The following is an 11,857-nucleotide window of genomic DNA, read 5'->3' as shown; positions in this document are numbered from 1 at the left end:
AAGTGCTCCCATCTCATTCGACTTTGTTTAATCGGGGCCCGTATGTTTTTCTCAAAACGCTTTTTTCCTTACTTTGTGACGCAATGCCTTGGCGCACTCAATGACAACATCTACAAAAACGTTCTGTTATTGATGGTGACATACAGCCAAATTGATAACCTACCAATATCTGTCAATCTATTCGTTAATTTGGCGGCAGGCTTATTCATCCTACCTTTCTTTCTATTCTCAGCGCATGCTGGTGCCGTCGCTGACAGCATGGACAAAGCCAAATTAATCCGACGTCTAAAGCTCATCGAACTAGCTATCATGTCTTGCGCAGCAACCGCTATTGCCACCCAAAGTGCCATGCTGATGCTGGTTCTGCTGTTTATGACAGGCACTCAATCGGCCTATTTTGGTCCCGTGAAATACGCCTTGCTACCACAAGCGCTCAAACCAAATGAGCTTGTTAAAGGAAATGCTTGGGTTGAAATGGGCACGTTTCTTTCGATTCTTATAGGTACGCTTAGCGCAGGCCTGCTGCTAGCCATTCCTAATGGTACCTTGATTGCTTCTTGTACCGTGATTGCCTTGTCTTTGCTTGGGTTCATGAGCAGCGTGAATATTCCAGCGATGCCTAGCCAATCAAATGACAAAGCGAAATTTGAACCGATTTCTGGTTTAAAGAACACGTTAAAAGTGGCAAAAAAGCAGAGAGGCATCTGGATGTCTATTCTTGCCATCAGTTGGTTCTGGTTCATGGGTGCGACTTACCTAACTCAATTCCCTAACTTCGCACGCGAACATTTGTTCGCAGATAGCACTGTCGTTTCTTTACTGTTGGCATTGTTTTCCATTGGTATCGCGACAGGCTCTTGGTTGTGTGAAAAGCTCTCTTTCAACCACGTTGAGCTTGGTATTTTGCCATTCGGTATCCTTGGTCTGACAGTCTTTGGCGTCGACTTGCTATGGGCAGTCCCAAGTTATCCATCACTTCCGGTGCACTTTTATGATGTTCAAAGCTTCGTTGCTGAATCAAAACATCTACGCGTCATGATTGACCTGTTCCTTGTTGGTGTAAGCGGCGGTGTCTTTATTGTTCCTCTTTATGCGTTCATCCAATCGCGTTCAAACAAAGGGGAGTGTGCACGTGCCATTGCTGCTAACAACATCATGAATGCGTTGTTTATGGTGGTGTCTGCTTTGGTTTCGATCGTTGTACTCAGCGTACTAGAGCTTTCTATTGTGGAACTGTTTGTCATGATGGCAATAGGTAACTTCTTCGTGGCAATCTATGTCTATCGTCAAGTACCGGAATTCACACAACGCTTTATCAGTTATTTACTCAGCCATTGTATGTATCGTGTGTCCGTAAAGGGGCGCCAACATATTCCTGAACAAGGTGCTGCGTTAATCGTGGCTAACCATGTTAGCTATGTCGATGCATTGATTTTGATGGGAACCTCTACTCGCCCGGTTCGTTTTGTGATGGACAAGTCCATCAGCGAGCTACCTGTTCTTAAATATGTATTCCGTCATGCCGGTGTTATCCCGATCTGTTCTCCACGTAAGTGTGCCGACACTTACCGACGAGCATTTGAACAGATTGAACAAGCACTTAACGACGGTGAGGTTGTCTGTATCTTCCCTGAGGGTCGTTTAACGTCTAACGGTCAATTGGGTGAGTTTCGCCCTGGTGTGGAAAAAATCCTTGAACGTAACCCTGTTCCTGTCATCCCTATGGCGTTAAAAGGGCTTTGGGGTTCTTTTTTCAGCCACAAAGGCGGACATGCTCTCACAAAACGACCGACTCGTTTTTGGTCAAAAGTGGATGTTGTAATCGGTGAAGTGTTAAGTCCTGCGTCTTTAAATCGTCATCAATTGCAACAACAAGTACAGGATTTACTGGGCTGAGTCGCTTGCTACAGCAGTCAAACTTTGCAGCAAAACGTAAATATGCACCACAAAGCACAAGTAGTTTCTTGTCAATTAGAGTAGGATATTACGACGTCATAAATCTAGGAGGTATTATGAAAATCATCATCTTACATGGTCTTTATATGCATGGGCTGGTCATGCAGCCTCTTAGCCAAAAGCTGAGAAAACTCGGATACGAAACGCAAGTACTCAGCTATAACACTGTTGCTATCGATGAGTCTTCACTGTTTGATTCTATTGATCATTCGCTTAATCCACTGACCACAAACGTCCTCGTGGGACACAGCTTGGGAGGCTTGATGATTAAGCGCTATCTCGCCAACAGAAAACCGAGCACTAACTTAATCTCTCATGTTGTCGCTATCGGTTCGCCTCTTAAAGGCGCGTCCATTGTAGGCCGAATTCAAGATCTCGGATTGGGTGCAATTTTAGGCAATTCGCCACACCACGGATTAAACAAACATGATGACGCTTGGGATCTCCCTCAAAAACTCGGCAGTATCGCAGGAACGATGCCGATTGGTGCTCGCCCATTGTTGATCCGTAATGACAACACCATGTCGGACGGTACCGTTACCGTAGAAGAGACAAGACTGGACGGTATGCAAGATCATATCGAAGTGAAGCAAACGCATACGAGCCTGATTTACAACACCTTCGTGCCGCAGCAGATTGATCACTTTATTCGCACAGATTATTTCCGTCGATAGCACACTTTTCCATCATACAGATGGAATCGACTTTCCAAGCTATTCAGTTCGCAGTACTATCCTAGCTCCACTTCTTCACAACTTGGATGAAGTGGTACATTTTTAATTGTTCTCAGGGCGGGGCGAAATTCCCCACCGGCGGTATACTTTTTCAAGTGAGCCCGCGAGCGCTCGATTCGTCGAGGTCAGCAGATCTGGTGAGATGCCAGAGCCGACGGTTATAGTCCGGATGAAAGAGAATAAGAATACACCAGCATAGCGAGTCAGATCGCTAAGAATGCTGGTGCACTTCTTTTTGATCGTATTTTACGGCGATCTCTCATACCGCCCTGATTCTGGTGAAATTTAGGAGTTAACCATGAATCAGTCATCACTACTTGCCGAATTCGGCGACCCAATTACTCGCGTTGAAAACGCACTTATCGCTTTAAAAGAAGGCCGTGGCGTACTGCTTCTTGATGATGAAGATCGCGAAAACGAAGGCGATATCATTTATTCAGTCGAGCACCTCACTAACGAGCAAATGGCATTGATGATCCGCGAATGTAGCGGCATCGTTTGTTTGTGCTTAACAGATGCTCAAGCAGACAAACTGGAACTGCCTCCAATGGTGGTAAACAACAACAGTGCAAACCAAACCGCATTTACGGTTTCTATTGAAGCGAAAGTTGGTGTAACAACGGGTGTTTCAGCAGCAGACCGCGTAACGACCATTAAAACGGCGGCAAACCCGCACGCAAAACCGGAAGATCTTGCTCGCCCGGGTCACGTATTCCCTCTGCGCGCACGTCCAGGTGGTGTAATGACTCGCCGTGGTCACACAGAAGGTACGATTGATCTGATGCAAATGGCAGGGCTTCAACCCGCTGGCGTACTGTGTGAAGTGACCAATCCAGATGGCACGATGGCAAAGGCACCGGAGATCGTAGCATTCGGTCGCCTGCACAACATGCCGGTACTGACGATTGAAGACATGGTAATGTACCTGAACCAGTTCGAGTTGAAACTGGCATAGTCAGATCTCAGCTCTAGAAAAAAGCCGCGCATTTGTGCGGCTTTTTTGATCGATCCTCTTTGCACTTAAGTAGTTATACTTATTGAAAACAAGGGGAACAACACCATGAAAGGATTACTGAACTTCGCCGCTCTTGTTAGCTTTCTCTCCATGAATTCGCTTGCTCTTGCATCTGAGTGCCCTGATATTCTTCAAGGTAAGCAAAGGTTGTTAAACTCAACGGAAGAAGTCGATCTATGCGAAAGCTTTAAGGGAAAGACACTACTAGTCGTCAATACAGCAAGCCAGTGCGGCTTCACTCCTCAGTTCGAACAGTTAGAAACCCTCTATCAAACTTACAAAGACCAAAACTTCACCGTTATCGGTTTCCCGAGCAATGACTTTCGACAAGATAGAGGAAGCGAAACAAACACAGCGAAAGTCTGTTATCTCGATTACGGGGTAACCTTTCCAATGATGGCTCGCTCTTCAGTATTAGGTGTAGATGCGAATCCAGTCTTCAACCAGATTACTAACCAAGCAGGCATAAAACCAAAATGGAACTTCTACAAGTTTCTAATTAGCTCTGAAGGTAAAGTTATTGCGACTTTTCCAAGCTCCACATCACCGACAAGTACTACGCTTACCAATATGATAGAGCAACAATTATAAGGTGACGACCATGACAACACGCTCAACCATGCTACAACTCGGTTACTTAGGCCTAGTTCCATTTGTGTTTAGTTTAGGGCTGATTTTCGCTGACATCTCACTCTTCAATTTAAGTGGTCAGCAATTTTTCATCGCATATAGCGCCGTTATATTAAGTTTTTTATCCGGCATCCTTTGGGGTAATGGCATTGAGCATTACTACCATCGCCTTAGCCGAAATATATTAATTCTCAGCAACCTTTTTGTCTTACTGGCTTGGGGTGCATTACTGCAGGGCCACAAACATTACGCGGTCGCTACCCTACTCTTAGCAATTGGGTATCTTGCTGTTTGGTATGCAGAAAAGCTCGTGAGGAAAGTCGAACAAGACGCCGAGCCCAAGGGATATCAAGGAATGAGGAGCAAACTGACCTTCGGCGTAATCGTAATGCACGGATTAGCTTTAGTTTCATAACCTGGTCTGTCCAGTACTAAGATCACAAAAAAACGTCTTTTTATAAAACAATGTTCATTTCGTGAATGCACACATATTTTGAACACTGTTTTGTTTCATTTATGAATCAATCCACATATAAGTAATTCAAAGCATTCACAAAGGATATGAATATGTTTTTTCGCAAACTTTTGTTTAGCACTGCGATGATCAATGCAACGACAGGTTGCGTGTCTTACCAGGCACAACAAGCCGCCGCTCAAACAGTAAATAATACAGGCGCTGTGCTTACCAATGTGATTAAAACCACGATTGCTCAGCCATGTAATGTTGCAATCACTGCTGCTAGCTTGTTTTATCCGCATGCCATATTTATGACTAGTGTTCCGGCTCAAGCATGTACAAGCGTTCTTAGATAATACGAAAGTGATAAGCATAAAAAATGGCGACTCTACCGTCGCCATTTTTAAGCTTCAATGCTATTTATAGTTACAGCGTCAATAAGTAATTAACTAATTGATTGTACTCGTCGTAAGTACGAATTTCGTTGGCCAAAACAATGTATTTATTGTTCACAACCACACCCGGAACCCCTCTCAACGTGCTAGCAGAGAATTGCTTATCAAAACCTTTCTGCATTGAGTTTACGGCGAAACTGTTGTAAGCCGCATCAAACTTCTTACCTTCTACGCCATTATCAACGAAGAGTTGTTTCAGCTCAGCTTCGTCTTTTGGCGCTTGTCGCTTTTGATGAATTTGGGCAAACATGGCAGGAATCATTGTATCTTCAACCCCGAGCGACACCATCGTCGCGTAGGACTTGGCCATCGGAATCGCCATATCTCCGCCCATGAACCCCACATGTACCTTTTCAAACTTTGCCTCTTTTGGCAGAGCAGGTTTTAAACGCTCAATAAGCGACTCAAACTTGTAGCAATGTGGGCAATAAAAAGAAAAGAATTCCGTCACAACAGGTTTCGATGCTTTCTTAACATCCAGAACTTTGTAGTGCTTCCCTTCTTCAAATTGCGCTGCATGAGCGGTAAAAGTCAGTAAAAGTGCACTACATAAGGCAAGTAGTTTTTTCATTGTTTATTTCCTTGTGGCATTCAAATGCCAAATCATTTCATTTGGTAAAAAGGGGTAAACCCCAAGTAATTTGAGATGAGGAATTAAACAATCGGAGGACGATAAAGCTTGGTGATCACAGTCACTACTTTTTCGACTAGAGGCCTACCAATCAAGGCAAGGCTATAAGGAAGAAGCAGTAAGTCGTTTTGAGATAAGTTGGCGGGAATTTTGACCATGCAGGAAGAGCTACAACTCGTGTGAGATTGTTGTGCCTTATTGATGGCTGACTCATCGTGATGTGATTCTACGCAGTCGTCGTTGACGCCAAGTTGTTTGTGCAGAGCAGCCTGTTGAACAATAAGATCGCGTACTTCAATTGTTTTCATCGGAGCGGAAGCCTGCGCCACAGGAGCGACACTACTCAAAAGCATAGCAACTAAGCAAACTATCGCAGTCAACAATGTACGGTTAAACTTCAACATAGCTACATCAAGGAAAATGGTGATTTAAGATAATACATGATAACGGTTTGACTTCAAGATACGGACTCTCGGCTCGCTAACAAACTCTGTTCTTTGACTATTTTAGGCTAGTGAATTTTCTCTCTAACGCTCCCTCAGTACACGAAACCAGCACAACGAGCTATTCACCGTTCGGATACTCCCCTCATCAGATACCAGCAACAATTCTATAAAACTTGAAATCATTATGAAACACGAGTAATAGTTAGAACAGTTTTTGTACGAACAAGGAAAGATCAATGCTTAAAAAAAGATTCTTTAAGACAAAAGATGAAGTCGAAGTCACGTTCGAGCTAGATAAAGATCAGTGGGACTCTGTCCAAATTGCTGGAGACTTCAACAACTGGCAGCCAGAACCGATGAAATTAGTGAAGCGTCAGTTTAAATTTAAAACCCGCTTACCTAAAGCGCGGAATGTTCAGTTCCGTTACTTGCTCGATGACGCGAAGTGGGAAAATGACCCACAAGCTGATGCTTACGTTCCAAATGCATTTGGCAGCGACAACAGCGTCGTATGTACCACCGAATAAGCGGTAATTTCGCTTTAAGATTCCATACCTAGGCGCAAACGTTGCGCCTTTTTACATCTCTCGAAATGTGATTGGTGATTAGATTTAAATCATTAATTGGCAATTTTATCCAGTTAACTCATCCGATAACCTTATTCTGAGAAAGCTTTATTTGAAATAATTCGTAAATTTGTTTAAGTTCCATTGATATTAAATATTGTATACATCACTTAAATGAACGCACAACAAATCAAACCATCTCTAATCATTGTGGAAGACGATCCCAAATTACAAACTATGTTGGGAGAGTATTTTGTTGAACAAGGTTTTCAGGTCAAATGTATCGACAATGGGACGGACGCACCCAATGCGATTATTGACACACAACCAGACGTGGTGCTGTTAGATTTGATGCTACCCGGGCAAGATGGTCTGAGTGTATGTCGTCAAATCCGAGAATGCTACAAAGGCAAAGTGTTGATGCTGACAGCAAGTGATGATGACTTCGATCATGTCGCCGCATTAGAAATAGGCGCAGATGACTTTGTTACTAAACCCATCAAACCTCGCGTATTGCTGGCTCGTATTCGCATGCTATTAAGAAGAAAAGAGGCGGCGCCTACCGAGTCCGAAAACGGCCTACAAATTGGTGTTCTGTGTTTAAACCGATTGCGTAAATCGTGCGTAATGAACCAAGAAGAAATTGCGCTGACAGACGGCGAGTTCGATTTGTTGTGGGTTCTTGCTACGCATGCTGAAAAAACACTATCACGTGAGTGGCTGACCAAAACACTACGTGGTATTGAATACGATGGAACAGACCGCACCATTGATAATCGCATAGTGACACTGAGAAAGAAGCTAGGCGATGCTTCTTGCTCACCACAAAAAATCATTACCGTTCGCGGCAAAGGCTACCTATTTATGCCTGATGCATGGAATGAATAATGAGACGGATTTATCTGGAAAGCTTTGTTGGCCTTATCATTCTGTTTATGGCTAGCTTGTGGGGATACGAGTTCTTAGTTTATGAGATCAACACAGATTATGACTACCTATTACAAGAGCATGAGGGTCAAGCTTTTCACGATCTGATCTACCCTATCTATAAAGAACACGGATTAGAATATACTCAACAACAGTTGGAACAATTTGCCACATCAAGCCATCGTTTGTTGGTGCCTCATACGCTTGAAGAGCTTCCAACAGACATCAAAAAGGCGTTTGAAAGTGATACCTCCGTTAACGTCGCTTACGATGAAGAAAGGGATATCTGGTTCCGCCTAGATGCGAGCACGCCTATCTTTAAAATGAGCGATAATCCGAATAGTCCTGTGGTTAAAGCTGCCAACTTTGATGACAATATCGTTTGGTTGTTCTTTTTAGCTGGATTTGCTCTGTATTGCATATTGTTGATCTGGTTCTTAAGCCGTCGGATTCGAGAGCTAGAGAGAGTGACCGTTGAGTTTGCCTCAGGTAACTTCAAGGCTCGAGCTAGTACCTCAAGCGCTAAGTCTGTTGGGACGTTAAACAAAAGCTTTAACACGATGGCCGATAAAGTATCTCGCTTGATCACTAGCAATAAAATGCTAACTAACGCCGTTGCACATGAATTGCGTACCCCAATCTTCCGCTTACAATGGCAAGCAGATTTGTTATCGGATTCAACCTTAACTGAACAACAGAAAAAGTATGTTTACAGTATCGTCGAAGACATTGACGAGATGGAAGAAATGGTTGAAGAATTGCTTTACTACGCAAAGATGGAGCGTCCTGACACAGCATTACAAACTCAAGAAGAAGTCGTCCTATTCAACTTAGTCAAAGAATTACGACAGAGATGGCAAAAAGAGACTACGCTCGCTATCTCGCTTCAAGAAGTAAACTCAGAAAACGTTCTCGCGTTTGCTGACCCAAAATTGTTAAAGCGAGCCTTAGATAACTTGCTGCGCAATGCAATGCGGTACGCGGATAAGCAGATTTTAGTAGAGATAAAACACGATCAGCACCGCTGCTTCATCAATGTTCATGATGATGGCATAGGTATTGAAGAAAAGCATTGGCCTCATCTATTCGAACCATTTTACAGTGCGGATGAATCTCGCAACAAAAAGACGAGCGGGTTTGGGCTCGGCTTGGCGATTGTCAGACAGATAATGGAGCTTCAACGTGGAGAAGTTTCGATTTGCCATAGCCCACTTGGAGGAGCTTGCTTCACACTTAGCCTCAAAAAATCAGACAGTTAACTTAACCTTCCTACCCCATTTACAGAAGACGACACTTCAATACACTCAAGCGACAGAGCCCAACAATAAAACAGTGTACATTTAATCCATAAGATTCACACACTAAATGGATAGTACTCATGTATAAATCTTTTATCCTGATTATGGCGCTTACTCCTACGCTTACAGCTTGCGCCTACAATCAAAAACCTGTCGTCGACATGACCAATGTCGACCCTAGTACATATGAACAAGACTTTCTTTACTGCCAAGGCTATGCAGAAAATGTCGACAAATCAGAGGCAGCGAAATCTGAAGCCACTAATGGGGCGGTTACAGGCGCATTGATCGGCGCAGCTGCTGGTGCGCTAGAAGACGGATTAGGTGGAGCGGCTGTCGGTGCTGCTGCCGGCGGAGCTGTAGGAGCTGGAGCTGGTGCTTTGAGTGGAACAAATGATTCAACCAAAACCCAATCTCTCGTATTGCGTAAATGTCTCCAGAACAAAGGCTATACCGTCTACGATCTTGATTAAATAAGCACTTTTCTTAAATTATCGCGCGATGGATTCTATTCACAAATGTTTCACGCTGTAACGATTAATCTCGTTACCTCTCTGGGATATGTGTTCCATCCCAATGCTTAAATAGTAAGGTCATATTTTGAAGCCAGGTAAAACAGGTATACGCCGTGTCATGGATGCGACCGGCTATTCATTTCAAGGATTGAAAGCCGCATGGACACACGAAGCCGCTTTTAGACAAGAATTGATTCTCGCCTTGGTGCTTTCCGTCTGTGCTTTTTTCCTTCCTGTCACCACATATGAAAGAGTGCTGATGATCAGTAGCCTGTTCTTGGTATTGATCGTCGAACTCATTAATTCCGCCGTAGAAGCGGTTGTCGACCGTGTTAGCGATGACTGGCACGAGCTCAGTGGTAGAGCCAAAGATATTGGCTCAGCAGCAGTATTTGTTGCGTTAACTCTTGCCCTTTTTATTTGGGCTTCGTTCTTGCTCTAATTTTTATTCAAGACACTCATTATGAAGACACATGATTTACAACAGAGAGGTATCTCTTACGTTACCTTTACTTTCCTGTTGGCGCTGTATTTCGCTCTCGTCGTAAATATCCCTATTTATAAAGAACTGATCGGCATCTTTACACACTTAGATAATGTCAAAATTGGATTTATTATCACAATACCAATTTTCTTTCTTGCCGCGCTCAATTTCCTTTTTAATTTATTTAGTTGGCCTTGGATCGGCAAGCCGTTCTTTATAATTTTAATTATTGTTTCAAGTATGGTGAGCTACGCAAGCTATAACTATGGCACACTTTTCGATTCTGGAATGATTGCCAATATTGTTGAAACCGATTCGAGCGAGGCGAGTTCTTACCTGAGTGCTCACTCTGTAATTTGGACGCTGATTATGGGAGTTATCCCAGCGATAATTGTCTTTAAGGTCAAGCTGCAATCTCAACGTCACCAATTACTGTACTTCTCTGTTACCAAATTAGTATCGATGCTGTCGTCGCTAGCTGTCATCGCCGTCATTGCCAGCGTGTACTATCAAGACTACGCATCTGTAGGGCGCAACAATAGCCACCTAAAAAAAATCATCATACCCACCCAGTTCGTTTACAGCGCGACCGGGTATGTGAAGGAAAAATATTTCACCACGCCAGAGCCATATCGAGAAATCGGCACAGATGCAAAGCAGTCAAATAGCGCCGTACAGCAAGCACAGAGCAAACCAACACTACTGGTTTTTGTCGTAGGAGAAACCGCTCGAACTCAGAACTACCAACTCAATGGCTATACACGAGAGACAAACCCTTATACTAGTAAACTGGATGTTATCTCATTTCAAGACGTCGCGTCTTGTGGCACCGCGACTGCTGTATCTGTGCCTTGTATGTTTTCACAGCTCACGCGAAACGAGTTTGAACGCGCCAAAGCGGATAACCAGGACAATGCTCTCGATATAATGCAGCGCGCCGGGGTTGACCTCATTTGGAAAGAAAATGACGGTGGGGATAAAGAAGTAGCCCACAAGATCAAGAAAATCGAAGTGGATCGAAAGCAAGTAAGCCCTATGTGTAATGGCCAAACTTGTTACGACATGGCGCTATTAGATCATTTTGATCAGGAAGTCGCGGATATGCACGGTAACCGAGTGGTCGCCATGCACCTTATAGGAAGCCACGGTCCGACCTACTTTCAGCGTTACCCAAGAGACAACGCCTTCTTTAAACCAGACTGTCCACGTGCAGATATCGAAAACTGTAGCATCGAACAAATAGTGAACACATATGACAATACAATACGCTACACCGATCTTGTATTGGCAGAAACCATCAAAAAACTTAAAGCGTTAGAGTCTGAGTATAATACCGCGCTAATTTACATATCGGATCACGGTGAGTCACTAGGCGAAAACGGATTGTTCTTACGTGGTATGCCTTATGGCCTTGCACCAGATTTCCAAAAACGCGTTCCTTTGATTATGTGGCTGTCTTCGGGCTTTAAACAAGCGAAGCAGATCAATACCGACTGTTTGTATATACAAGCACAGAATGCAGGCCAATACTCACATGATAACGTGTTCCACTCTTTATTAGGCATTATGGATGTACAAACTCAAGCCTACGATAGCAAGTTAGATATATTCAAAGCCTGCCGAGCCGTTTCCTAAATCATTCAATAAAGCCTGGCTCAAAGTGTGAATCAGGCTTTTTCTAACAAGGTATTTAAACTCATCGCCGCGCCAAGCGTTATACTGACAGTCCGCGATCCATACATC

The 11,857-nt window shown here is 43.7% G+C and carries 14 protein-coding genes and 1 riboswitch; of the genes, 12 read left to right on the top strand and 2 right to left on the bottom strand.

Annotated elements, in window-relative coordinates:
• Positions 1–42: 42 nt before the first annotated feature.
• From R7Z78_RS08115 to R7Z78_RS08090, 6 genes are all read left to right on the top strand, one after another.
• Positions 43–1,896 carry an MFS transporter gene (locus R7Z78_RS08115; protein ID WP_104976243.1) on the top strand — a complete coding sequence of 618 codons (1,854 nt, stop codon included), beginning with the start codon at positions 43–45 and terminating at the stop codon, positions 1,894–1,896.
• 116 nt (positions 1,897–2,012) lie between these two features.
• Entirely contained in the window at positions 2,013–2,630 is a 618-nt protein-coding gene (locus R7Z78_RS08110) for a cob(I)alamin adenolsyltransferase/cobinamide ATP-dependent adenolsyltransferase (RefSeq protein ID WP_005385580.1), read from the top strand.
• Positions 2,631–2,734: 104 nt separating this feature from the next.
• A riboswitch (FMN riboswitch) is annotated at positions 2,735–2,875 on the top strand.
• A 113-nt stretch (positions 2,876–2,988) separates the two neighbouring features.
• Positions 2,989–3,645 (top strand): 3,4-dihydroxy-2-butanone-4-phosphate synthase, encoded by a 657-nt coding sequence (gene ribB, locus R7Z78_RS08105; RefSeq protein WP_005373655.1) that lies wholly within the window; start codon positions 2,989–2,991, stop codon positions 3,643–3,645.
• Positions 3,646–3,750: 105 nt separating this feature from the next.
• On the top strand, positions 3,751–4,296 hold the full coding sequence (locus R7Z78_RS08100) for a glutathione peroxidase (RefSeq protein ID WP_025767949.1): 546 nt from the start codon (positions 3,751–3,753) through the stop codon (positions 4,294–4,296).
• A gap of 10 nt (positions 4,297–4,306) precedes the next feature.
• Positions 4,307–4,750, top strand: coding sequence for a DUF3429 domain-containing protein (locus tag R7Z78_RS08095; protein ID WP_005373660.1), 444 nt, complete (start codon positions 4,307–4,309; stop codon positions 4,748–4,750).
• A 152-nt stretch (positions 4,751–4,902) separates the two neighbouring features.
• Positions 4,903–5,148 carry a hypothetical protein gene (locus R7Z78_RS08090; protein ID WP_033906357.1) on the top strand — a complete coding sequence of 82 codons (246 nt, stop codon included), beginning with the start codon at positions 4,903–4,905 and terminating at the stop codon, positions 5,146–5,148.
• A 70-nt stretch (positions 5,149–5,218) separates the two neighbouring features.
• On the opposite strand, the gene R7Z78_RS08085 is transcribed toward R7Z78_RS08090, so the two are convergent.
• Entirely contained in the window at positions 5,219–5,818 is a 600-nt protein-coding gene (locus R7Z78_RS08085) for a thiol:disulfide interchange protein DsbA/DsbL (protein ID WP_005373667.1), read from the bottom strand.
• A gap of 83 nt (positions 5,819–5,901) precedes the next feature.
• Positions 5,902–6,282: a hypothetical protein gene (locus R7Z78_RS08080; protein WP_033906356.1), complete on the bottom strand. Its 381-nt coding sequence runs from the start codon at positions 6,280–6,282 to the stop codon at positions 5,902–5,904.
• A gap of 278 nt (positions 6,283–6,560) precedes the next feature.
• On the opposite strand from R7Z78_RS08080, the gene R7Z78_RS08075 reads away from it, so the two are divergent.
• The 6 genes from R7Z78_RS08075 (at position 6,561) to R7Z78_RS08050 (ending at position 11,749) form a co-directional block, all read left to right on the top strand.
• Complete coding sequence (locus R7Z78_RS08075; RefSeq protein ID WP_104976244.1) at positions 6,561–6,851, top strand: isoamylase early set domain-containing protein; 291 nt, start codon at positions 6,561–6,563, stop codon at positions 6,849–6,851.
• Between the two features lie 213 nt (positions 6,852–7,064).
• The gene (locus R7Z78_RS08070; protein WP_005373673.1) at positions 7,065–7,778 is read left to right on the top strand and encodes a response regulator; all 714 of its coding nucleotides are present in this window, start codon (positions 7,065–7,067) and stop codon (positions 7,776–7,778) included.
• Positions 7,778–9,076, top strand: coding sequence for an ATP-binding protein (locus R7Z78_RS08065; protein WP_005373675.1), 1,299 nt, complete (start codon positions 7,778–7,780; stop codon positions 9,074–9,076). The genes R7Z78_RS08070 and R7Z78_RS08065 overlap by 1 nt, the downstream gene beginning before the upstream one ends.
• 119 nt (positions 9,077–9,195) lie before the next feature.
• Entirely contained in the window at positions 9,196–9,588 is a 393-nt protein-coding gene (locus R7Z78_RS08060) for a hypothetical protein (protein ID WP_053304549.1), read from the top strand.
• Positions 9,589–9,715: 127 nt separating this feature from the next.
• Positions 9,716–10,072: a diacylglycerol kinase gene (locus R7Z78_RS08055; RefSeq protein WP_017635149.1), complete on the top strand. Its 357-nt coding sequence runs from the start codon at positions 9,716–9,718 to the stop codon at positions 10,070–10,072.
• 21 nt (positions 10,073–10,093) lie between these two features.
• Positions 10,094–11,749 carry a phosphoethanolamine transferase gene (locus R7Z78_RS08050; protein ID WP_104976246.1) on the top strand — a complete coding sequence of 552 codons (1,656 nt, stop codon included), beginning with the start codon at positions 10,094–10,096 and terminating at the stop codon, positions 11,747–11,749.
• Positions 11,750–11,857 lie beyond the last annotated feature (108 nt).

This window comes from Vibrio sp. 1167 (genome assembly GCF_033340375.1).
Taxonomy (GTDB): domain Bacteria; phylum Pseudomonadota; class Gammaproteobacteria; order Enterobacterales; family Vibrionaceae; genus Vibrio; species Vibrio alginolyticus.
This window is presented reverse-complemented; position numbering and strand designations above follow the sequence as displayed.

What these genes read in the sequence shown, in the direction of transcription:
- R7Z78_RS08115 (WP_104976243.1), top strand. Translation starts at nt 43, where the DNA reads ATGTTTTTCTCAAAACGCTTTTTTCCTTACTTTGTGACGCAATGCCTT.
- R7Z78_RS08110 (WP_005385580.1), top strand. Translation starts at nt 2,013, where the DNA reads ATGAAAATCATCATCTTACATGGTCTTTATATGCATGGGCTGGTCATG.
- ribB (WP_005373655.1), top strand. Translation starts at nt 2,989, where the DNA reads ATGAATCAGTCATCACTACTTGCCGAATTCGGCGACCCAATTACTCGC.
- R7Z78_RS08100 (WP_025767949.1), top strand. Translation starts at nt 3,751, where the DNA reads ATGAAAGGATTACTGAACTTCGCCGCTCTTGTTAGCTTTCTCTCCATG.
- R7Z78_RS08095 (WP_005373660.1), top strand. Translation starts at nt 4,307, where the DNA reads ATGACAACACGCTCAACCATGCTACAACTCGGTTACTTAGGCCTAGTT.
- R7Z78_RS08090 (WP_033906357.1), top strand. Translation starts at nt 4,903, where the DNA reads ATGTTTTTTCGCAAACTTTTGTTTAGCACTGCGATGATCAATGCAACG.
- R7Z78_RS08085 (WP_005373667.1), bottom strand. Translation starts at nt 5,818, where the DNA reads ATGAAAAAACTACTTGCCTTATGTAGTGCACTTTTACTGACTTTTACC.
- R7Z78_RS08080 (WP_033906356.1), bottom strand. Translation starts at nt 6,282, where the DNA reads ATGTTGAAGTTTAACCGTACATTGTTGACTGCGATAGTTTGCTTAGTT.
- R7Z78_RS08075 (WP_104976244.1), top strand. Translation starts at nt 6,561, where the DNA reads ATGCTTAAAAAAAGATTCTTTAAGACAAAAGATGAAGTCGAAGTCACG.
- R7Z78_RS08070 (WP_005373673.1), top strand. Translation starts at nt 7,065, where the DNA reads ATGAACGCACAACAAATCAAACCATCTCTAATCATTGTGGAAGACGAT.
- R7Z78_RS08065 (WP_005373675.1), top strand. Translation starts at nt 7,778, where the DNA reads ATGAGACGGATTTATCTGGAAAGCTTTGTTGGCCTTATCATTCTGTTT.
- R7Z78_RS08060 (WP_053304549.1), top strand. Translation starts at nt 9,196, where the DNA reads ATGTATAAATCTTTTATCCTGATTATGGCGCTTACTCCTACGCTTACA.
- R7Z78_RS08050 (WP_104976246.1), top strand. Translation starts at nt 10,094, where the DNA reads ATGAAGACACATGATTTACAACAGAGAGGTATCTCTTACGTTACCTTT.